Here is a 21,081-nt window from a genome sequence, read left to right on the forward strand (position 1 = left end):
TGGTCCAGTGCTAATGCCTTGAGGTTACCTGGGTGCTATTCGCGAGTTACTCAGCGCTGTCGTTTTCCTCGGGTTGGGCAGCGTTTTCCGGGTCCCACACGGCGCGGCTACGACGTGGCGCTTCCTCTTCGAGTCCTTCGCGCTTCATCAGTTCCGCAACCGTAATCTTCTTCCGCTTACGAGCCGGGCTGTAGTACGGGCGGACCTCGACGTCCTTGGCATTTTCCGGGTTCGGCTGGGCGTCGGTTGGTTCAGCTGGCGCGGGCTGCATGAGCTGTTCGGTCGGCTCCGCCTGCTCTGGCTGCTCTGGCTGTGCCGGCTGCTCCGGATCAAAAGGCGCCGTAGGGGCGGACAGTTCGGCCTGCTCAGAGCGTTCGGCCTGCTCAGCCTGGTCAGCGGGTTCGAGCTCCTTCAGCTTTGCCTTCTTCCGCTTCGGAATCCAGCGGTTACGCTTCTTGGTCGCGACAGCCACAGCAGTACCACCAGCTGCGCCCGCCGCGCCCTCTGCACCAGCACCGACTTCACCATCGGCACTGTCTGCTTCGTCCTCGTCAGCGTCAGCCCCGCCAAAGCCACGCCCAGCGCCTTCGCTTTCGGGCAACAGGGACTCACCGCGAGCCATACGCTCGCGGCGGCCCTTCTCCACCAGTTCCTCGGAAACCTCTTCCAGGGCAGAGCCTTCGACATCCACAGAAGGCAACACCTTGTCCAGCCACTTCGGCATGTACCAGGTAGCGCGGCCAAGCAGGAACATGGCTGCCGGGATGAAGGTCATGCGGATAACGAAGGCGTCGAAAAGCACTGCGGCACCCAGCGCGAAACCGAATACCTTGATGATCGCCAGGGGTTGCCCGGCGAACGCCGCGAAGACGGAGATCATAATAATCGCAGCGGCCGTGACCACACGAGCGCCGAGAGTAAAGCCTTCAACGACCGATTCTTCGACCGCGTTGTACTTCGATTCTGGCGAGGATTCACCCTTGTTGTGGGTGTAATGCTCGCGCATGCGGGAAACCAGGAAGACCTGATAGTCCATGGCCAAACCGAACGTCACACCAATGAGGAAGATTGGCACAAAGCTGACCAGCGGACCCGGAGTGCTAATCACACCCCAGAGGCCATCCTGGAAAAATGCCACCGTGACACCGAATGCGGCTGCGACAGAGAGCAAGAAGCCCACACCGGCAGTCACCGGCACCATCAGGGAGCGGAAAATCATCAGTAGCAGAATCACTGCCAGCCCCACGACAACGCCCAAGTAGAGCGGCATTGCGCCCTGGAGACGGTCGGTGATGTCAATTTCGATAGGAACCAGGCCAGTGACACCGGTGAATAGGCCGGTGGTTTGCTCAATCTGCTTCTGCTGATCGCGCACCGCGTTCATCAGCTGCTTGGTCGCAGGATCGAGCGGACCCGACTTCGGGGTCATAATCATCTTGACCGCAGTGCCGTCATGATTCATGCCAATCATCTGGATGTGCTCGACACCGACATTGGATTTGAACTGGTCGACAGCGTAGCTATAGGAAGCCTTACGGGCGGCCTCGATGTCAGAGAGTTCCGGGTTGGTCTGTTTCAGGGACTCGATAAGTGGTTTGAGCACCGGTGCGTCGGGCTTCACATCATCCGACTTGGCAATAATGATGAGCTGTGAATTACGTCCCGCGCCGAAGCCCTCTTCAATCATGGTGATGGCCTTGCGGTTCGTGCTGTCCTTCGCCGCAGTAGAGTCCGACGGCAGCGCCAGCTTCAAGTGCATGGCCGGGTAGGCCAACGCCAACAGCAAGACGATACAGCCGACCAGGAACAACCCTGGGGCCTTGTGCACGAAGGTGACCCAACGGCGCCCCATCGTCATCTCGCCGAAGAAGGAAGAGCGGCGTCCCTTGCGCGCATTACGCGAGGGGTTGCCGGCAACACCGGGCACGCGACCAGCGAAGACCTTGTCGCCCAGCAGAGACATAACTGCCGGCAGCAGGGTCAGAGAGACCAGCACTGTGAAGGCCACCGTAATTGCCGCCGAAATACCCATCAGAGACATGAACGGCACCTTGGCCACCGTCAGCGCTGCCAACGCGACAATCACGGTGAGGCCGGCGAAAACCACAGCGGAGCCAGCCGTACCGGTAGCCATGCCGATGGCGTCTTCGTTGGTCATCCCTCGGGCTCTTTCTGCCCTGTAGCGAGAGAGGATGAACAGTGCGTAGTCAATACCGACAGCCAGGCCGAACATGACGGCAAGTACCGGGGTAATCGAGTTGACGTCGGTGAATGCGGTCATCAATGTCACGCCGAAGACACCGATGATAATGCCCACTACCGCCGTCACAATAGGCAGGAACGAAGCGACCAGAGATCCGAAGGTGACAACCAGCACGATAAATGCCACGGTCACACCGATAATCTCCGAGGTCGGAGCTACCTCAATCGCGGGCTGCATGCCCGGGCCAGAGGCCTCGACCTTGATACCGGCGTCACGACCGGCCTGCATTGCGTCGAGAAGCGCCTGCATATTCTCCGGTTCGATGTCCTGCGGCATCTTGGCGTCGAAAACGAAGGTGGAAATACCGTAGCGACCGTCATCGGACACGGTACGCAGGGCATTGGCGTCGGCCTCGGCAACATCCTTGGGCAGGCCGGCAGCCATGCCCTGTTCCTTGACCATCGCCTGCATCTTCGGATTGAGGTCTACCGGGTTGTGGAGTTGCAAATCATCGGAGATTTGGCCGACATTGTCGCGAATGCCATTAATAACCTGGTCAACAGCTTCTTTATTTTGTGGGTCATCGAGCCTCTGCCCCTCGGGAGCCTCGAAGGCGACATAGACACGCTGCTCTCGAATTGGGTTCGGAACATCGGGGAACTTTTCCTCAATCACGTGAGAAGCCGTTGCCGACGGCATGCCGGGGATCGAGAACTGGTCGATGAACCCCTTCTGGAATGCGGCAACTGCACCGCCCAGCCCCGCCAAAATCAGCAACCACACGATGATCACAGTCCATTTATGCAGGTAGGAGAACCTGCCGAGTTTGAACAAGGCCTTTGCCATGTCAAGTTTCCCTTACGTCTAATATTCGCCTGGACCGCCCCCAACTGCCGCTTCCCCGAATTCGCGCTAACCACGCACTCCCTCGGACTCCACCTGCAGTTTGAAGCCTCTTCGCTACTCCGATGCTAGCGACCACCCCGGATTGGCCAACATCAACTCTGGCGCTGACATGGTCATTGGGGGCGGGCACGACATAAAAACCGGAAATACTTTTGCTAAGAGTAGCGGACTTCCCGGATAAACGTGAACAATGGGGTGTGTGTTACTGATGTTATTTTTGTGATTTAGGCACTCCAGGTCGGGTGCCTCACCATTCACCGCTTTACGACGGGCACCTCTCCCCACCGCACTCAGGCAATCAGGGCCGATTAAATGCAAAACCCCCGAGGCTCCTACTTAAAGGAACCACCGGGGGTTTTATTGGCGGTGACGGAGGGATTTGAACCCTCGGTACGGGGTTACCGCACAAAGCATTTCGAGTGCTTCACCTTCGGCCGCTCGGACACGTCACCGCTAGAAAACGTTACAGGTAGCCCCTTTATCTACCAAATCCCCAGGTCAGAGGGCTCAGCTGTCCACACAGTCGGCACCGCCGGTCCTTCGCCAAGCCGTTCGCACAGAACCACAACCCCCGCCATCCCAAATCACTCCATCTACTGCACCATCCGCTTAAACGACCGCGCTATTCGGGGTGGCCAACGCCCGCTGAGATATGAAGGAATAGTCTGTAGCTTGAAATCTAGAAACTTAAACACAGAAGTGCAGCCACACAGAAAGGGTTCTCCCTCATGATTCGTTCCGCCATCATCGGCTACGGCAACTTGGGCCGCAGCGTCGAAAAGGTCATTGCCGACCAGCCGGATATGGAACTCGTCGGTGTTTTCTCCCGTCGCGATTCGCTGGACACTGAGGCCCGCGTGCTCCCGGCTGCAGATGTCGAAAAGTACAAGGACGAGGTAGACGTGCTGTTCGTGTGCCTCGGCTCGGCCACCGATGTCCCAGAGCAGGCCCCTGAGCTGGCAAAGAGCTTTACGACGGTCGACACCTACGACAACCACCACGAGATTCCGAAGCACCGCGCGGCCATGGACGCCTCCGCTCGTGAGGGTGACAACATCGCCATGATTTCGACCGGTTGGGACCCGGGCCTGTTCTCCCTGAACCGCGTCCTGGGCGCTGCCATCCTGCCGGGAGCAGACCAGATGACCTTCTGGGGACCAGGCCTGTCGCAGGGCCACTCCGATGCCGTGCGTCGTGTGCCGGGAGTGAAGAAGGGCGTCCAGTACACCAAGCCGAACCCGGAAGCTATCGAGGCCGTGAAGAAGGGCGAGGGTGCAGACCTGAAGGGTAACGAGTGCCACCTGCGCCACTGCTTCGTCGTCGCTGAGGAAACCGGCGACGCCGACGAGGATGCCAAGCTCAAGGAGCAGATTCGCGAAACTATCGTGACCATGCCGGATTACTTTGCCCCATACGAGACCATCGTGGACTTCATCTCTGAAGAGGAGTTCGACCGCGACCACCAGGGCATGCCGCACGGCGGCCAGGTCATTACCCGTGGCCAGGCCGGTACCTCCGGTCACGTCATCGAGTTCGGTCTCGAACTGGAGCGCAACCCCGACTTCACCGCTGCCGTCCAGGTTGCCTACGGTCGCGCTGCCTACCGCCTGAAGCAAGCTGGCGAGACTGGTGCCCGCACCGTCTTCGAGATTGCCCCGTACCTTCTGTCCGCCGAACCACTGGATGACCTGGTAGCTCAGAAGCTGTAGCCAGCCCCAACGCTGACAGCCGGCCAGCGAAACACAAAGAACCCCAACCATCTCCGCATATCAAAAGCGGAAATGGTTGGGGTTATCTCTTCCCGAGAGCTAAAAGCTTTACTTGTCGGTCAGCTTGCCCAGGGCCTCAGTAGCCTTGTCCTTCAGGTCCTCAGCACCCTGCTTGACCTTCGAAGCAGTCTGCTCGCCCTTGCCCTGGTTCTCCAGGTCCTCGTTGCCAACGGCGTCGCCAGCAGCTTCCTTAACCTTGCCGCCCAACTCGTCGGCCTTGTTCTGCAGCTCGCTCATTATGTAAGCCTCCTACGTAAACGACTTATCTAGTTTCTATAGAGCCACCGTCTAGCAGCCCCACTACTTCCGACGGTACGTGAAAATGAAGGCTCGTCACGGCCACAGCGGGAATTGTGACCTAACTGTGATTCCGTTCACTCATCCAACTGCCGTTGCCTTTCGAAGAATTCCCGCAGGTAAACGGAGCATTCGTCGGCAAGCACACCCCCGCGCACCTGCGGCGTGAAGGCGTGGGCGGGATCTCGGATGACATCGGCGATAGAGCCGCACGCGCCGGTCTTGGGCGACCACGCGCCGAAGACCACGCGCCCCACGCGCCCCATGACGCACGCGCCGGCGCACATCACGCACGGCTCCAGCGTCACGACCAACGTGCACTGCTCCAGCCGCCAACCGTCACCAACAGCGCGGGTGGCCTCGCGCAACGCAATGACTTCGGCGTGGGCAAGCGGGTCACCATCAGCTTCCCGACGGTTCGAGCCCCGGCCCACAACCTTGCCCTCGGCATCCACGACCACTGCTCCCACAGGTACATCCCCGGGTGCCGTGTGAGCAGCTTCAGCGATAGCCAGGCGCATCCACTCCTCGTCGAGAATGTCCTGTTCGCGGCGGGGAAGAGCACTTGGCCGACCAGCTGGTTGGCCGGCCGCAAGGTCGGTTGGTCGCTCGGTCAGATGACCTTTCTCAGAGTTAGTCGTCATAGGGGTCGTAGTCGTCATCGTCACCGTCGTAATCCAGGTCGGCGACATCGGCGAGCTCCTCGGCACACCCCAGTTCCTCGGCAATGGCCAAGATCTGCTCGGACGCCCACAGCGACTGATCGTCACAGATGGACTCCAGGGCTTCCTCCGAACAGCCCAGGTCAGCGAGGATATCCATATCTCCTTCGGCCCAGGCGTCGACATCGTCGAGCTCGTCCTCGTCGAGGTCGGGGATATCCAGATCCAGCTCGTCGAACACATCTGCCGCAATGTCGTCGGTGACGGCGGCGGTGGCGTCGGAAAGCACAACGCGCAGCGACCCAACGCCCTGGCGCACGAGAATAAAGTAATCGTCGTCGATATTGAGCATTCCGACAGCGGCGCGTTCCGAACGCAGATTGCGCAGCGCCTGTGCAGCGTCGGCGAGGGAATCGGTGGCGTCGTCCCCAAGATCGACGACGCGCCAACCGCGCTCCCCCATAGTTACGGCAACCGCGAAGGAGCGGTCGTCATCGGAGGTGTACCCTCCGGAAAAGGTCGTGCTCATAACCCACAACGCTAGTCGCTGTATGTCATGCTTGTCAGGTGAGCAATTTCGAGTCCCCCTCCCCTGCTTCGTCCTCCCTGTCAGCTGCACAACTACCCGCGGTATGCATCCTCGGTTTGGGCCTCATCGGTGGCTCCATGATGCGCGATCTGCGGGCCCATAACGTCGAATGCTTCGGTTGGAATCGCTCGTCCGCAACGGTCGAGGAAGCCACGAAGGAGGGATTCGACGCCAGTACAGATCTTCAGGCCACGCTCGAACGTGCTGAGGCTAGCCGCGCGCTCATCGTGATCGGCACCCCCATGACAGTCGTCGGCACGATGCTCGACGCCATCAACGAGCACGCCCCCAGCTGTGGCATTACGGATGTGGTCTCCGTGAAGGCGGCCGTCGCCGCCGAGGTCTCCGCTCGCGGGATGGAGGAACGCTTCGTCGGCGCGCACCCAATGGCGGGGTCCGCGCAGGCGGGCTGGTCCGCCACGCTCGAAGGGCTTTTCGACGGCGCCCCCTGGGTCATCACCTACGACCTGGCAGCCGCTGCCGACGTTGCGGGCGAGCCCGCCCCGGAGCGCTGGATTGAGGTCTTTTCGCAGGTCGCCAACTTGGGAGCAGCTCTTGGCAGTCAGCTCATTCCAGCGCTGAGCGACCACCACGATGCCAGTGTCGCCCGCATCTCCCACATGCCCCACCTAGCGGCCTACGCAATTGCCGCCGCCGGTGAAGCCGGTGGCCCCCTGGCCATTTCGCTTGCAGCCGGCTCTTTCCGCGACTGCACCCGCGTCGCCGCCGCTGCTCCTGACATGGTCATGTCCTGGTGTGAGAACAACACCGAACCCGTGCTCACCGCGCTTGACGACGTCATCGAGCGCCTCACCGCCGCGCGCACCCAGTTGGCCACCGAGGGAACCGCTATGGACCTGGCCAAAACCGGTCAGATTGCCCGTGTCCGCTACGAGGCCCGCCCTGCTCACCGCCCGATTTTCCGACTGCGCGTCGGCGAGGGCGGCTGGATCAACCAGTTGAAGTTGGCCGAAAGCGTCGGCGGACAGATAGATGTGTTCTAGTGTGGAACTATGTTTTCCCCCGAGCTGCACACCAGCCTCGCAGGCATCACTGTCGTCAACTTCGCCATTAACGTACCGGGACCACTGGCCGCTCAGCACTTGGGCCAGCTAGGCGCCCGGGTGATTAAGGTCGAGCCACCAACAGGCGATCCGCTCGGCGCCTTCGGCCGCTCCTGGTATGAAGCTATGTCCGCAGGTCACGAGATTATCCAGGCGGATCTGAAGAGCAATGAGGGTCGCGCACAGCTGAGCTCGCTGATCGATGAGGCCGATGTGGTCATCACCTCGGTTCGCCCCTCCGCGCTGGAACGCATGGGGCTGGCGGGCCTCCACGAGCGCCCGAATGGGCCGGTACATATCGACATTGTCGGTGATACCGAAGCTCCAGAAACCCCTGGCCATGACCTGACCTACCAGGCGGAGGCCGGAACCCTCACGCCTCCGGCGATGCCGCCGGTGCTGTTGGGCGACATTCTGGGCGCGCACTTTGCGGTCACCGCTGCCCTTGCCGGGTTGATTAAGCGGGCGGGTGCTGGGGCGGACGTCGTAAAGCAGCCTGGACTGCACTGCCGCATCGGCCTAAAGCAGGCGGGCGAGGCCGGTGCCGCGCCGCTGAAGTACGGCATGACGGCGCCCGGCGGACTACTCGGTGGCGGCCTGTGGACGTACGGCCTCTACCCCAGCGCCGACGGCTACGTGGCCGTGGCAGCGCTGGAGCCGCACTTTGCCGCCGCCCTGACCGAGGCCACTGGCGCGAGCAACCGCGAGGAACTTGCGGATTTCCTCCGCGAGCGCACCAACGCCGAAATCATGCAGCTTGCCAGCGAAAAGGCGCTGCCACTGGCTGCGGTGGAGTAAGAGGGCGACTTAAGGCCGCGTGCCTCGACGTACTCCTGGGCCTGGAGCCTTACGCGGTCAGCCCCGTGGCCTCCGCGGTGAGCTCCACCGAACGCAGTCGGTCAGGAACCTTCAACGACTGATGAGCCACGATCAGCTCATCCGCCGCCGAGTACTCACCGAACTGCGCAATCTGCTCACGCACCTGTGCCACCGTGCCGACTGCCGTATGACGGAACATATTCTGCACCTGGCGCCCCTGCGGGGTATCCATCAGAATCTCTGCCTCATCGTCGGTGAGGTGGTGACCACCGCGGCTGAGGAACCGCCTGACCATGTTCCTGCGGGTAGCGAAGTACTGCTGCTGCGCATCCTCTTCGCTTTCCGACGCAATCACGTTCATGGCCGCAAAAGCGTACGGCTTATCCAGCTGCTCAGAAGGCTGGAACTGCTCGCGGTAGACCGCGATGGCATCGCGAAGCGCGTCCGGCGCGAAGTGCGAAGCAAACGCGTACGGCAAGCCGAGCGCCGCCGCGAGCTGAGCACCAAAGAGCGAGGAGCCCAGGATGTACAGCGGCACGTGGGTGCCGCGGCCCGGAATCGCGTTGATGCCCTTAATCAGCGACTCGTCGGAGAGGTAACCGCGCAGCTCCTGCACATCCTGCGGGAAGGAATCAGAAGAGCGCGGGTCACGACGCAGCGCACGCATAGTGGCCTGGTCAGTGCCCGGAGCGCGGCCAAGCCCCAGCTCGATGCGATTCGGGTACAGGTTCGCGAGCGTGCCGAACTGCTCCGCGACCGTCAGCGGTGCATGATTTGGCAGCATGACGCCGCCGGAGCCGAGGGTGATGCTCTCGGTTTTTGCAGCCACGGCTGCGATAAGAACTGCCGGCGACGAGGACGCGATGGAGTTCATATTGTGGTGCTCAGCGTACCAAATACGCTTATAACCAGCCTTTTCCGCTGTCTGCGCCAAATCGATGGAGCCCTGTAGGGCGTCGGCGTGGGACTGCCCCGAGGCTACGGTAGCGAGGTCAAGAATGGACTCAGTACGAATCATGGTTCCACAGTCTAGACCGTTAGTCGGATATTGCGAGTTTGAGATGCTTCGAATACTGAGGCGCTGGGTTTTGGGGTTTGGGGATTCGGGTGCGGGTGGCTCGTGGGTGGCTCATGGGTGGCTCGTGGGTGGATCGTGGGCGGCTTGCGGGCGTGGGTGGCTCATGGGTGGTATTCACTCATCGATGAGGTATTCACATATCGATGAGCTATAGCCTGGCCACAAGTGAATAGCTCATCGATATGAGCGCAGGCAGAGCCAATACCGCGCCCATAAGTACCGGAAAACCATCGATAAGTCAGGCAGACAAAAAGACCCGCACCTTATCGGCGCGGGTCTGCATTGTGCGCCCGAAGGGATTCGAACCCCTAACCTTCTGATCCGTAGTCAGATGCTCTATCCGTTGAGCTACGGGCGCATTTTGTTGTTATTCAGCGACTCTGGGGTAATCCCCTCGGCCCCTGCAACGAATAGATACTTTACTCATCCTGCTAAGTTTTACAAAATCGCCTGTTCAAGCAACCTTTTCGGCACTTATTCAAGTACATATTCGTTGCACATTAACAACAGGTTTCGTAGCGGTTACCCCGGCCTATCCGAACAGGACCGACCGAGGTACCCCTGACCGAGGTAACGAAGAAACCGAGGAACTACTCGCCGCGGACCCAGCGGACAGCGTTGCCAAAGATGTCCTGCTCACCAATACCCGGAATGTTGCGCATCAAGCCCTCGCGGAAACGCTCAGGGTGACCCATCTTGCCCAGAATCCTGCCGTCAGCACTGACAATGCCCTCAATGGCGTAGGAGGAACCGTTCGGGTTGGCTGGCGCTGTCATCGTCGGCACGCCCTCGGCATCGCCGTCGGCATCGACGTACTGGAAAGCGACCTGACCGGCCTCGAACAGGCGGCGAGCCTCGTCCTCGGAAACCACGAAACGGCCCTCACCGTGAGAAACCGGCATGAGGTGGGTCTGGCCTGGCTCGAAACCGCGCAGCCACGGGGAATTCACGGTCGCGACGCGAGTGGTGGCGATGCGGGACACGTGACGCAGCTGGCGGTTGTGGGCCAGGGTCGGCGAGTCCTCGCGGAGCTGCGCAGGGTCGCCGTACGGCAGGAAGCCGGACTTGACCAGCGCCTGGAAACCGTTACAAATACCGAGCACAAGACCGTTGTCGGCCACGAACTCCTTGACGGCGGCTGCGACATCGTCGGAACGCAGGAACGCGGCGATGAACTTGGCGGATCCGTCCGGCTCATCACCCAGGGAGAAGCCACCGGAGAATGCCAGGATGTCGGAGTCCTGAAGCTTCTCGATGAACGCCTTCGTGTCCTCCGCCAGCATTGCCGGGGTCAGGTTGCGGATTACGTGGAACTCGTAGGTAGCGCCCGCCGCGACGAATGCCTCGGCCATGTCGTACTCGGAGTTGGTACCCGGGAAGACCGGCAGCAACACGTGGACATCCTTCTTGCCCGGGCTTTGCAGGTCGGTCTTGGTCTCGTTGACCTGGTTAGCGAACTCCGGCAGGGCCTCGCCCTCGTAGTCATTGAGCGGGAAGACCTCACGGTAACCGGACTCCATTGCCTCCAGAGCCTCGGCGACAGTGAAGGACTCCTCACCGAAGCGCAGCGTGCCCGACTCGTCGGTGGCACCGATCTTCACAGCATCCTCAACAGCGCCCTCAACATCCTGACCAGCCGGAACAGCCACAACGATGGAGCCCAGCGGAGCCTCCGGAAGGGATGCCTCCAGGCCCACGCCATTGCCCACAGCCATATTGACCAGGGTCGCAGCCAGATCCGCATTGGTAACAGCCGAGGCCGCAGCCGGGCGCAGCTCGCGCACAGCAGCAAATAGTTCGTTGAGCTGCTCGTAGTTCGGTTCCCCGGACTCGAGCGGCTTGTGCGCAAACAGGTAGAGGTCGAAGTTACCTGCCGGGATTGCAGCGGATACGGCGTCGGTCTCGTCCATCGCGGCAACTGCGAAGGTCACCAGGGTCGCCGGCACGTGCAGGTCCTCGCCGTAAGTGCCGGACATGGAGTCCTTACCGCCAATAGCCGCAACCTGAAAGCCATCCTGAGCCTCCAGCAGGCCAAGCAGAGCCTGCGCGACCTCGCCCCACCGCTTCGGATCCTGGTCCAGGCGCTGGAAGTACTCCTGCACACTCAGCCAGGCGCCGCGCGGATCGCCACCGGCCGCTGCGAGCTTAGCTAGTGCCTCCACGACGGAGTAGGAACCCATGAGGTACGGGGACTCGTCGGCAAGCGATGGCGAGTAACCCCAGGTCATGACGGACGCGGTGCTCGTGCCGCCATCGACCGGCAGCGTCTGGATCGACGCCTGCTCGTCGGTCTTCTGCGTCGCACCGCCGTACGGCATGAGCACGGTGGAGCGGCCGACGGTCGAGTCGAACTGCTCGATCATGCCCTCCTGGGAGCCCGCCGTCGCCGCACGCAGCGACTCCAGCACGCTCGCCGGTGCCTGCTTTACGACGCCGCCCTCCGCAGCAACCATCTCGACGTTCTGGGCGCGGTCGGCGCCGTTGGTGTCGATGAACTCACGGGAGAGGTCGAAGACGACCTCGCCGCCCATGAACATGCGCAGCCGACCGGTGTCGGTGATGTCTGCCAGCGCGACGGCCTCGATGTTCTCTTCGGCAGCGGCGGCGATGATGAAGTCGGCGTCCTCCGGGCGCACGACCAGCGCCATGCGCTCCTGAGACTCGGAAATCGCGATTTCGCGGGCATTCAGACCGGCGTACTTCAGCGGCACGCGCTCGAGGTGAATGTCGATGGAGTCAGCCAGCTCACCGACCGCAACGGACACGCCACCTGCACCAAAGTCATTACAGCGGACAATCTTGGTGGCGACGTCCTCGCGGCGGAACAGGCGCTGAATCTTGCGCTCGTTGACCGGGTTACCCTTCTGCACCTCGGCACCGGAACGGCCCAGCGAGTCCTCATCGTGAGCCTTGGACGAGCCAGTCGCACCGCCGACACCGTCACGGCCGGTGCGGCCACCGAGCATGATCACCACATCGCCCGGCGCAGGTTCGAGGCGCTTGACGTTGTCTGCCGGGGCAGCGGCGACGACGGCACCGAGTTCCATTCGCTTAGCGACGTATCCCGGGTGGACCAGCTCGCGCACACCAGTGGTGGCCAGACCGATCTGGTTGCCGTAGGAGGAGTAGCCGGCTGCGGCGCGGGAGGAAATATCGCGCTGCGGCAGCTTGCCCTCGAGGGTCTGCTCGCGCGGAGTGTTGATGTCACCTGCGCCAGATAGACGCATGGCCTGGTAGACCCACGAGCGACCCGACAGCGGGTCGCGGATTGCGCCACCGAGACAGGTCGAGGCACCACCGAATGGCTCGATCTCGGTCGGGTGGTTGTGGGTCTCGTTCTTGAACATGAGGAGCCACTTGCGGTCATCGCCCTCGACGTCGACGTAGACGGAGCAGGCGTTGATTTCTTCGGAGACTTCCTGGTCATCCATGACACCCGTGCGACGCAGTTCGCGGCCCATGATGGTGCCCATGTCCATCAAGGAGCGTGGCTTGTGCGTGCGACCGTTGAGCTCACGCAGCTCGTCGTAGCGACGCAGCGCGCGGTCGAGCTGTGCGGCAAAGCGCGGCTCGTTGTTCTCGATGGAGGTCAGCTCGGTGTTGAAGGTGGTGTGGCGGCAGTGGTCCGACCAGTAGGTATCCAGCGCGGACAGCTCTACCTCGGTCGGGGTGCGGCCCTCGGAGCGGAAGTAATCCTGGATGGTCTTCAGGTCGGCCAGCGACATGGCCATGCCGTCGGCTGCGAGCAGCTCGGCCAGGCCTTCGTCATCCAGCTCGGTGAAGCCCGGGTACTCCTTCAGCGGCTCAATCTCGCCCATGCTCGGACGGCGCAGGACGCTCAGGTTCTTCTCCCCCGATTCGACCGGGTTGATGAGGAAGGAGCGCACGGCGTCATTCACCGGAGCATCGAAAACATACAGCGTTGCCGAGGTGATCTGCGCCTGCGTTTCCGGGCGGAGCAGGCGCAGGGCCTGCTCGGCGGCATCGGCACGCTGGTCGTACTGGCCAGGCAGCGGCTCGACAGCAAGGTAGTTCCCCAGCTCGGCGGGGGCCGGGAGCTCGACCAGCTCGTCGACACGCGAATCAGCAACTACCGACTCACGCAGCGCGACAAGATCCTCCTCCGTCGCATCGAAAGCATCGTAGAGATAGTAGATTGCCACCTCGCCGTCCTGGCCGATCGAGGACAGCAGCGTAGCTTCCTCATTGCGGAACTCGGGCTTACGGCGAACGGCTAGACGGGCGTCCATCAAGGCTCCTATCGAAATACGGGGAGGGCAACCGGGGTCTAAGTCTATTGCAACTGTTCAGGATAGGAAAATGTCCCCCGGTGCGCGAGGCGGCGCGGGGCGGCGCGGGGCGGAAGCGGCGCGGGGCGGAAGCCCCGATTGACCAAGTACAAGGCCAGGCTAATCGGATTCGGCCAGGCAAAGGCTGCGCGGGGGTGTTGGAGGTACGGCCGTGGCGGCTCAGGGAGGTGGTGAGTCGGGCGGCAGGTCCGGGTTGGTGCCTGTTGTTGCACGTTGCTACCTGTTGCTGCGCGTTGCTGAAGCAAGGGAGCTGGTTCGTTGTCTTATCGATGCATAGTTCACCCATCGATTCGCTATAGCCTGGCCACAAGTGAACAGCGCATCGACAAGTGCACACGTAGCACCCACAGCGCGCGCATAAGTGGCGCAAAACCATCGACAGGCCACGAGAAACCATCGATAAGTGACCGAACCCTGGCCACAAGTGAAGGACCGCGCTGCCCCGCCCCGCAATGCCCCGGCTCGCGCTGCACTGCCAGGTAATAAAACAAAAAGACCCGCACCTCCACGGTGCGGGTCTACATGGTGCGCCCGAAGGGATTCGAACCCCTAACCTTCTGATCCGTAGTCAGATGCTCTATCCGTTGAGCTACGGGCGCGTGTGGCGGAGGCGAGAGGATTCGAACCTCCGGCCCGTCGCAAGACAGGCAACTCCTTAGCAGGGAGCCCCATTCGGCCGCTCTGGCACGCCTCCAAAACCACTGGCATCGATCCCGCTTCAGCAAAGCTGTTCGCCATTGCGTGGACGAGACCAAATAACCGCAGCCAATCCTACAGAACACAAGAATTGAAAAGCAAAACACCCGCGGAGCCACCAAATACGGCGCCACAAATAGCGACCACACCTTGGGATTTTGCGGGGATTCTGTACTGCCCAATCCGGGCCATGTTCTACAGTTAGGCCTATGACCAACGATGCATCTTCAGTTCAGCCCAAAACCCGTGCCGACCTCGAGCAGGTTCCGGCCTATGTCCCGGGCAAGGCTGTGCCCGGCGCGCTGAAGATCGCGTCCAATGAAATGACCCAACCGCCACTGCCCTCGGTGGTGGAGGCCATCTCGCAGACCATCGCTGACCCAACCACCAGCCCGAACCGCTACCCGGACATGGGCGCGGTTGACCTGCGCATTAAGCTCGGCGAGCATCTGGGTCTGCCCCTGGAGCAGGTCGCGGTCGGCTGCGGCTCCTCTGCTCTGTGCCTGCAGCTCGTACAGGCCACCTGTGCGGATGGGGATGAGGTCGTGTTCCCGTGGCGCAGCTTCGAGGCCTACCCCATTCTCGCTCGCGTCGCTGGGGCTACTCCGGTGCCGGTGCCGCTGGATGCGCAGGGTCGCAATGATCTTTCGGCAATGGCTGCCGCTATCACCGGCCGCACACGCCTGGTTTTCGTCTGTAATCCCAATAACCCGACGGGCACGACCATCACTCGCGAGGCATTCGCGGAGTTTATGGCGCAGGTTCCGGGCGATGTTGTGGTCGCTCTCGACGAGGCGTACATCGAGCTGGTGGACGAGGCCACTCATGCTGCTACCCCGTTGGCGCATGAGCTGCTGGATACCTACCCCAACCTGGTTGGCCTGCGCACATTCTCCAAGGTCTACGGTTTGGCCGGGCTTCGTGTGGGCTACATGTTCGGCCCGGACAAGCTTGTGGAGGCCGTGAATAAGGTCGCTATCCCCTTCTCCGTAAACACTCTCGCGCAGATTGCCGCGCTCACCTCGCTCGACGCACAGGAAGAGCTCACCGCCCGCATTGCTGAGGTCCGCGCACAGCGCGTCGCCGTCACAGAGGCCATCAACGCCGCCACCGGCCGCGAGACGGTGCTGCCGAACTCGCAGGCCAACTTCATTTGGATTGACGAGGGTCGGATTGCGGATCTCTCTTTGCTTGACGACGTCTCGGTGGCCACCACCACGGATCTCGGTGACTTCTTGGCGCAGCGCAACATTCTCATCCGCTGCTTTGCCGGCGAAGGTGCTCGTATCACCATCACTACTGAGGACGAGACCTCGCAGTTGCTGGCTGCGCTAGGAATTGAGCGCTAACAGCTATCGCTCAGCTAGCAGCTACCGGCGCGGCCGGTGGTCGCGCCACCGCTGCGCTCAATCGCCTTTGCGATGCGGTCAAGCATTTGCTGGCCGGTCTCATAGGTGCCGTCGTCAGGCTGGGCTGCGATAGCTACACCAACGAAGGTGCCCGGCTTCTTGCCCGGCAGATAGCCGAACTGCCGCACAAGGTAGACGCCTTCATCATCGGGACCCCAACCGCCCTTGAAGTGGGCGCCGCGGATGCGTCCGAGGCCGTAGGACTGCTCGTCGGCAATCTGTCCCATGAGGTCAGCGACCTTTGGGCCCGCCTCGATGCACTGCAAATTGGCGCCGAAAATAGCCTGGTCGCGCAAATCCCACTGCGTCTGCCCGAAGACGGTGTATTCCGCACGGATGCGGTCAGTGCCCATGACGGTGCGGGTGTCGTGGCCCTCTCGGAGAATCTCGTCGGTGGTCGCGCCCGCGGTCGCGTCATCGCCCAGGGAGTACCACATGGACTCAGCCGCATCGTTATCGGAAACCGTGATTGCGTCTTCGACCAGGGAATCCACGCCCGATTGGCGCACATAAGCCACCGCAATCGGCACCTTGGAGGTCGACCAGGCCGGACCCGTTTTGAAGTCACCTGTGGCAACCACTTCGGAATCCTTATCCGGCGTTGCCAGAGCGGCGCCGGCCAAACCACCGAGTTCCTTTTGCGCGGATTTCACGGCCTCGACAACTTCGCGAGGCATCTCACCGGGCACAACTTTCCCGTCGGAGGATGCGCCGCCGGGGCCGTCGTCAAGCGGATTGGACAGCGTCGGCGACGGCATGTCCGCCGAATCGGTGCCAATGGTGCAGGCGCTAAGGCCGAGCGTGACGACGGCGGTTGCGGCCAGAGCTACTCGGAGACGTTTAGACAATGTGCACCGTCGCATTCGTACCGCCGGTACAAGTGACAACCTCACCGTTATCGCGGCAGGTCATGCTGTATGTCTTGCCTGTTGTTGGGCTGCTAGCGGTGACAGTACCGTTAAGCTTCTTCGTAAGTTGGTACTGCTCAACGAAGGAATTGCGGACGTTGGTGGCAAACTGACAGGTCGTCGTGTTACCGCCGACATCTTCTGCATATACCAAGTTCAAATCACCCGGATCGCCCGAGCCGGAGCAGTGACGCCAGTTCGATGGCGGCTGGAACCCTTCAGCGCGACGCTTCTGCTCAGCGGTCGACGAGGTGGAGGAACCCTCAGCACTAGCGGACTGAACCGACTGGGACGAGTTGCTGCCAGCCGAATTCACTCCCTTCGAATCGGAGAAGTAGAAGTATGCCATTGCGCCGACGAAGAGAGCGACCGCAACGAGTGCCAGGACAATAACCGCGATGGTCAGTCCCTTGTTGTCATTGCGCGGCGCAGCAGCCGGACCAGCTTGCGGACCTGGAACATAGGGGGCAGGGCGGTATGGTTCAGGCTGCTGGGACTGTGGATACTGCTGCTGCAGATACTGGGTTTGCTGGTTCTGGGGCTGATAGTCCTGCGTTTTCCCCTCAGGCTGCTCCCACTGTGACTCATCCACAGCGCTCCACGCATTTGCCGGCGTATCAGCGGAGGGTTGATCATCTGACGTGCCCGGATTTATGCTCCACTCACCGAACGAGTCGTCCGAGTGGTTGCTCCGATTCGTTGCCATTGTTCGACCTTTTCCCTCAATACCGTCCGCCAGCATGACGCTGGGTTTGTATTACAGCAAGACCGAGCTTACCGGTTTTAGCAATTTGCCCGTATTGTTTCAGGCCACAGTACACGTTGGTCGGAGCAATTAAATTACCTCCGCAAAATTACCTGTGGCAGATTTCGGACACACGAAACCCCCGACCGCATGCGACCGGGGGTTTACGTTCTGCAATTCGCTCTCTATCTGGGGAAGTTTTTACTTATCCCTCAGAGAGAACTGCCGCTAATCGCGACCTCGAACAGTCGTTAGAACGGCCACCACGACGGCTTCGCATTCTTGTTCACGACTACCTTTTCGCCGCCAACGACCCAGTTCGCGGTCGGGTTAAAAGCCGCGCCCAAGTTGGCGTAGCCGCCGTTGTCGAACTCACCTTCATAGCCTGGAGCCCTGTACGTGAAGTCAACGGAGACAGACTTCGAACTGCTGACAGTCGGGTTGTCCTTGAAGACACCGAGGAAGCCGCCCTCCGTCCAAGACAGGCGCACCTGACGATTACCGTTGCGCTCGGTGTTGACGTACTCCCCCTCCTTCAGCGTGTAAATACCGCCACCGAGGATATTGTCCTGCGACTGGCGAGTCACACGAACGAGCTCAAAGTCAGCCGGGATGTTGTGGCCGATTCCCCGCAGTTTGCCTTCGCCATTGACGCCGACGACCTCAATACGGATGGTGACCTCGTCACCCGGTCGGACCTCCTTACCGCGGATAATCTGCGAGTAAACATCAGCAGACCAAATCGGGCCACCGACAGTGCCGAGCTTCACCTTCGGGGCGCTCGAGCCCGGCAGGGTCAGACCAGGCGAATTAAGTCCTGGCGAGTTCAGACTCGGCGAGGGCAGACCCGGGGACTGCGCCATGGCAGGAGCGCCGAAACCGAAGGTCAAGCCAGCTGCGAGGGTAACTGCGGCAATGGCGGTACGGGAGCGACGTCGCGGACGAGAGGCCGCGATGTTCTTGGAGTGCATATTGCGCATGATGGGAAAACTTTCTGTGAAAACCTGAAAACAGGCGCGGTGGAAAAGCTGGAATTACTTAGCGGTTAATGCCCGGCGACGGCAGCCCCGGGGACTGGAAGCCCGGTGACGGCAGGCTCGGCGACTGCAGGCTCGGGGAGCCCAGCGAGCCACCTGGGACATCCGGAATACCCGGAATATCCGGAGCTGGCGCCTCCCGCTTCACAGTGAGCTTCGGCCCCATGTCATGCAGCTTCTCCACCGAATTGCTCGGGTTGAAGTGGATTTCGGTTCCCGTATTCAACGCACCGTCGGCAATTGCGTTCGTGACGCGGTACTTCCACTTGAAACTCACAGTCGACGTGGTCGGGGAGCCCCATGCCTGAAAGATGGTGCCGGCCTTAAACTCCACCGCACCGTTGTTAACGATTTCCAGCCACTTATCCGACTCGTTCGGATTCGCCCACTCATCGTTGCCGACCTTGTACGTCGCCGAGTTGGCCACGTACTGCAGACCATTCGGAATGACATCGGTCATGCGCTGAATGTAGGACTTCGCACCCCAGATGTTGTTGTCCGTGTAAGTCAGAGTAAAGGTCACGACATCGCCAGGCTTGACGACGGCACCCGCGACACCATTGACCTCAACGGATCGCGTCACATTGGAGTTCTTCCAGCTATGCGTCGCGCTGGAGGAACCAGTACCGGTGACTTCACCAATGGCGTCGGTGACAGTCTGAGTGATGGAATCAACGCTCAGCAGGTCCTGAGCATGTGCGGTATTACCGAATCCCGCAAAGGTCATACCTGCAGCTAGAGAGAGTGCAGCAATGCGAGCAATGCTGCGGTTACGTACGGTGCGAGTTGCCATCTGTCACGGGCTCCTTTTAACGATGCGAAGACTTGTGGTCGGAGTAGGCCAAACATGGCGGTTCTCCAGTAGGAATGCACGCGTGATGCATCGGCGTGCGGTTCACTTGGCGATAGTTAATACGACGCCTATCGACGGCGGCAACAAGTAGCCATTTTTCGAACATCGCCCTAAAAATCGAAAACCATGTCGCCACATCAGTCACACCAGTCACATGTCCGCACATGCGTTACAGGTTTGGGCCGGCTGGAATACTTTTAACTATAGAAATACGCACTGCCCTGAAATGGCTGTTCCACACCGCTGCCAAAATTGCCCCCATTTTCCATCCCGCGACAAAACACCCCAGCTTGCCCCCCTGTAACGCTGTTCAGGAGTATCCAAAGAGCCCAATTACATGCCCGTCCGACCACCCCATAACGGGGTTAACCACGAAAGCCCCCCAAAGGTCCGACTATCCGTCGCTGACCTCAGCACATACGCCAACTTTTAAGAGAAATGAAGAAACCCCCGGTAGAAAATCTACCGAGGGTTTCATCTGCGGAAGCAGGGGGATTTGAACCCCCGGAGGTGTGACCCTCGCTGGTTTTCAAGACCAGTGCATTCGGCCGCTCTGCCATACTTCCAACGCCAACATCATAACCGCATACCGCCGTAAGGCAGCAAACGCCCTCATAACACCCCTTGCCAGCACCTTTCGCAAGCCCTTCATCGGAAACCACACCCCAAGCATCCACCTCTACAGACATAACTATTTTTGCTAATTGCAAAAGAGGTTGAAATACCGCGTGCATAACCAGTTTTTGCATTACCTTTGAAGACTATGAAGGCAATCATTCAGACTGATCTTTCCAACCCCCGCGCCCTGGAATGGGCCGATGCTCCGGAACCGACTCTCGAGGATGGGCAGGTGCTGGTCAAGGTCAAAGCCGCTGGCGTAAACCGCGCTGACCTACTGCAGGCCGCTGGCCACTACCCGCCACCGAAAGGCGTGACCGACACCCTCGGCCTGGAGTGCGCGGGTGTCATTGAAGAGGTCAAGGGGGACTCCCAGGGCTGGAAAGTCGGCGACGAGGTCTGCTGCCTTCTCTCCGGTGGCGCTTACGCCGAAAAGGTCGCAGTCCCGGCCGGCCAGATTCTCCCCCTGCCACATGGCTACTCCTTCACCGAGGCCGCATCCATCGTCGAGGTTGCCTGCACGGTGTTCTCGAATGTCGTGATGATTGCCGGCCTCAAGGAAGGCGACCTACTGCTGGTCCACGGTGGCGCGGGTGGCATCGGCACTTTCGCTATTCAGATGGCCAAGCGGCTCGGTGCTCGCGTCGCAGTCACCGCCGGTTCGGCGGAGAAGCTGGCTAAGTGCAAGGAGCTCGGCGCCGACATCCTCATCAATTACAAGGAAGAGGACTTCGAGGAGATCGTTGCAGCTGAGGGTGGCGCCAATGTCATTCTGGACATCATGGGCGCAAAGTACCTCGACCGAAACGTCAAGGCCCTGGCGAAGGACGGCCACCTGGTCATCATCGGCATGCAGGGAGGCGTTAAGGGCGAGCTCAACATCGGCCGCCTGCTGAGCAAGCGCGGCTCCATCACCGCCACCGGCCTGCGCTACCGCGATCTCGCTGACAAGGCTCGCATCGTCAACGCCACAGAGGACACCATCTGGCCAATGCTTGCCGACGGCACCGTCACCCCTCAAATTCATGAGGTCATGGATATGCGCGACGCAGCCAAGGCCCACGAGCTGCTCGACAGCGGCGCGGTCAGCGGCAAGATTGTGCTGACCGTCTAGTTAG

15 protein-coding genes and 5 tRNA genes are annotated in these 21,081 nt (G+C 60.9%); 5 read left to right on the forward strand and 15 right to left on the reverse strand.

Annotation, left to right across the window (positions count from 1 at the left end):
- Nucleotides 1-46: 46 nt before the first annotated feature.
- Together ADB08_RS08590 and ADB08_RS08595 are read right to left on the reverse strand one after the other, a co-directional pair.
- Entirely contained in the window at nucleotides 47-3,049 is a 3,003-nt protein-coding gene (locus ADB08_RS08590) for an MMPL family transporter (protein ID WP_049172441.1), read from the reverse strand.
- 421 nt (nucleotides 3,050-3,470) lie between these two features.
- Nucleotides 3,471-3,561: transfer RNA gene (locus ADB08_RS08595), tRNA-Ser, on the reverse strand.
- Nucleotides 3,562-3,837: 276 nt separating this feature from the next.
- On the opposite strand from ADB08_RS08595, the gene ADB08_RS08600 reads away from it, so the two are divergent.
- The gene (locus tag ADB08_RS08600; RefSeq protein WP_049172444.1) at nucleotides 3,838-4,818 is read left to right on the forward strand and encodes a diaminopimelate dehydrogenase; all 981 of its coding nucleotides are present in this window, start codon (nucleotides 3,838-3,840) and stop codon (nucleotides 4,816-4,818) included.
- A 108-nt stretch (nucleotides 4,819-4,926) separates the two neighbouring features.
- Here the strand turns inward: ADB08_RS08600 and ADB08_RS08605 are convergent, their stop codons facing one another.
- The 3 genes from ADB08_RS08605 to ADB08_RS08615 all read right to left on the reverse strand — a co-directional run bounded on the left by ADB08_RS08605 (nucleotide 4,927) and on the right by ADB08_RS08615 (nucleotide 6,366).
- The gene (locus ADB08_RS08605; protein ID WP_048759178.1) at nucleotides 4,927-5,115 is read right to left on the reverse strand and encodes a CsbD family protein; all 189 of its coding nucleotides are present in this window, start codon (nucleotides 5,113-5,115) and stop codon (nucleotides 4,927-4,929) included.
- Between the two features lie 137 nt (nucleotides 5,116-5,252).
- Nucleotides 5,253-5,696, reverse strand: a complete 444-nt coding sequence (locus ADB08_RS08610) for a nucleoside deaminase (protein WP_187403902.1) — start codon at nucleotides 5,694-5,696, stop codon at nucleotides 5,253-5,255.
- Between the two features lie 112 nt (nucleotides 5,697-5,808).
- A complete protein-coding gene (locus tag ADB08_RS08615; protein WP_049172449.1) occupies nucleotides 5,809-6,366 on the reverse strand; it encodes a tRNA adenosine deaminase-associated protein in 558 nt (185 codons plus the stop codon).
- A 38-nt stretch (nucleotides 6,367-6,404) separates the two neighbouring features.
- Here ADB08_RS08615 and ADB08_RS08620 point away from each other — a divergent pair, with 38 nt between their 5' ends.
- Both ADB08_RS08620 and ADB08_RS08625 read left to right on the forward strand, forming a co-directional pair.
- Nucleotides 6,405-7,430, forward strand: coding sequence for a prephenate dehydrogenase (locus tag ADB08_RS08620; RefSeq protein ID WP_049172451.1), 1,026 nt, complete (start codon nucleotides 6,405-6,407; stop codon nucleotides 7,428-7,430).
- Nucleotides 7,431-7,439: 9 nt separating this feature from the next.
- Nucleotides 7,440-8,288, forward strand: a complete 849-nt coding sequence (locus ADB08_RS08625) for a CoA transferase (RefSeq protein ID WP_049172453.1) — start codon at nucleotides 7,440-7,442, stop codon at nucleotides 8,286-8,288.
- 49 nt (nucleotides 8,289-8,337) lie between these two features.
- Here ADB08_RS08625 and ADB08_RS08630 read toward each other — a convergent pair whose 3' ends face one another.
- From ADB08_RS08630 to ADB08_RS08650, 5 genes are all read right to left on the reverse strand, one after another.
- A complete protein-coding gene (locus ADB08_RS08630) occupies nucleotides 8,338-9,327 on the reverse strand; it encodes an LLM class flavin-dependent oxidoreductase (protein WP_049172455.1) in 990 nt (329 codons plus the stop codon).
- 345 nt (nucleotides 9,328-9,672) lie between these two features.
- Nucleotides 9,673-9,745: transfer RNA gene (locus tag ADB08_RS08635), tRNA-Arg, on the reverse strand.
- Nucleotides 9,746-9,977: 232 nt separating this feature from the next.
- Entirely contained in the window at nucleotides 9,978-13,637 is a 3,660-nt protein-coding gene (locus ADB08_RS08640; protein WP_049172456.1) for a phosphoribosylformylglycinamidine synthase, read from the reverse strand.
- A gap of 583 nt (nucleotides 13,638-14,220) precedes the next feature.
- Nucleotides 14,221-14,296, reverse strand: a tRNA-Arg gene (locus ADB08_RS08645).
- Nucleotides 14,297-14,299: 3 nt separating this feature from the next.
- A tRNA-Ser gene (locus ADB08_RS08650) sits at nucleotides 14,300-14,391 on the reverse strand.
- 211 nt (nucleotides 14,392-14,602) lie between these two features.
- Between ADB08_RS08650 and ADB08_RS08655 the strand changes: the two genes are divergently transcribed.
- The gene (locus ADB08_RS08655) at nucleotides 14,603-15,742 is read left to right on the forward strand and encodes a histidinol-phosphate transaminase (RefSeq protein ID WP_049172459.1); all 1,140 of its coding nucleotides are present in this window, start codon (nucleotides 14,603-14,605) and stop codon (nucleotides 15,740-15,742) included.
- A 14-nt stretch (nucleotides 15,743-15,756) separates the two neighbouring features.
- On the opposite strand, the gene ADB08_RS08660 is transcribed toward ADB08_RS08655, so the two are convergent.
- The 5 genes from ADB08_RS08660 to ADB08_RS08680 form a co-directional block, all read right to left on the reverse strand.
- Nucleotides 15,757-16,650, reverse strand: coding sequence for a hypothetical protein (locus ADB08_RS08660; protein ID WP_239660051.1), 894 nt, complete (start codon nucleotides 16,648-16,650; stop codon nucleotides 15,757-15,759).
- The gene (locus ADB08_RS08665; RefSeq protein ID WP_049172604.1) at nucleotides 16,643-17,416 is read right to left on the reverse strand and encodes a hypothetical protein; all 774 of its coding nucleotides are present in this window, start codon (nucleotides 17,414-17,416) and stop codon (nucleotides 16,643-16,645) included. The genes ADB08_RS08660 and ADB08_RS08665 overlap by 8 nt, the downstream gene beginning before the upstream one ends.
- A gap of 290 nt (nucleotides 17,417-17,706) precedes the next feature.
- Nucleotides 17,707-18,435, reverse strand: coding sequence for a hypothetical protein (locus ADB08_RS08670; protein ID WP_049172462.1), 729 nt, complete (start codon nucleotides 18,433-18,435; stop codon nucleotides 17,707-17,709).
- A 58-nt stretch (nucleotides 18,436-18,493) separates the two neighbouring features.
- Nucleotides 18,494-19,285, reverse strand: a complete 792-nt coding sequence (locus tag ADB08_RS08675) for a DUF11 domain-containing protein (protein ID WP_049172464.1) — start codon at nucleotides 19,283-19,285, stop codon at nucleotides 18,494-18,496.
- 541 nt (nucleotides 19,286-19,826) lie between these two features.
- Nucleotides 19,827-19,911, reverse strand: a tRNA-Ser gene (locus tag ADB08_RS08680).
- A 197-nt stretch (nucleotides 19,912-20,108) separates the two neighbouring features.
- Between ADB08_RS08680 and ADB08_RS08685 the strand changes: the two genes are divergently transcribed.
- Nucleotides 20,109-21,077, forward strand: coding sequence for an NAD(P)H-quinone oxidoreductase (locus ADB08_RS08685; RefSeq protein WP_048732059.1), 969 nt, complete (start codon nucleotides 20,109-20,111; stop codon nucleotides 21,075-21,077).
- Nucleotides 21,078-21,081: the final 4 nt, after the last annotated feature.

The sequence above is a fragment of the Corynebacterium sp. 239_CJEI genome (assembly GCF_001055995.1).
Taxonomy (GTDB): domain Bacteria; phylum Actinomycetota; class Actinomycetes; order Mycobacteriales; family Mycobacteriaceae; genus Corynebacterium; species Corynebacterium jeikeium_D.

What these genes read in the sequence shown, in the direction of transcription:
- ADB08_RS08590 (WP_049172441.1), bottom strand. Translation starts at nt 3,049, where the DNA reads ATGGCAAAGGCCTTGTTCAAACTCGGCAGGTTCTCCTACCTGCATAAA.
- ADB08_RS08600 (WP_049172444.1), top strand. Translation starts at nt 3,838, where the DNA reads ATGATTCGTTCCGCCATCATCGGCTACGGCAACTTGGGCCGCAGCGTC.
- ADB08_RS08605 (WP_048759178.1), bottom strand. Translation starts at nt 5,115, where the DNA reads ATGAGCGAGCTGCAGAACAAGGCCGACGAGTTGGGCGGCAAGGTTAAG.
- ADB08_RS08610 (WP_187403902.1), bottom strand. Translation starts at nt 5,696, where the DNA reads ATGCGCCTGGCTATCGCTGAAGCTGCTCACACGGCACCCGGGGATGTA.
- ADB08_RS08615 (WP_049172449.1), bottom strand. Translation starts at nt 6,366, where the DNA reads ATGAGCACGACCTTTTCCGGAGGGTACACCTCCGATGACGACCGCTCC.
- ADB08_RS08625 (WP_049172453.1), top strand. Translation starts at nt 7,440, where the DNA reads ATGTTTTCCCCCGAGCTGCACACCAGCCTCGCAGGCATCACTGTCGTC.
- ADB08_RS08630 (WP_049172455.1), bottom strand. Translation starts at nt 9,327, where the DNA reads ATGATTCGTACTGAGTCCATTCTTGACCTCGCTACCGTAGCCTCGGGG.
- ADB08_RS08640 (WP_049172456.1), bottom strand. Translation starts at nt 13,637, where the DNA reads ATGGACGCCCGTCTAGCCGTTCGCCGTAAGCCCGAGTTCCGCAATGAG.
- ADB08_RS08655 (WP_049172459.1), top strand. Translation starts at nt 14,603, where the DNA reads ATGACCAACGATGCATCTTCAGTTCAGCCCAAAACCCGTGCCGACCTC.
- ADB08_RS08665 (WP_049172604.1), bottom strand. Translation starts at nt 17,416, where the DNA reads ATGGCAACGAATCGGAGCAACCACTCGGACGACTCGTTCGGTGAGTGG.
- ADB08_RS08670 (WP_049172462.1), bottom strand. Translation starts at nt 18,435, where the DNA reads ATGCGCAATATGCACTCCAAGAACATCGCGGCCTCTCGTCCGCGACGT.
- ADB08_RS08675 (WP_049172464.1), bottom strand. Translation starts at nt 19,285, where the DNA reads ATGGCAACTCGCACCGTACGTAACCGCAGCATTGCTCGCATTGCTGCA.
- ADB08_RS08685 (WP_048732059.1), top strand. Translation starts at nt 20,109, where the DNA reads ATGAAGGCAATCATTCAGACTGATCTTTCCAACCCCCGCGCCCTGGAA.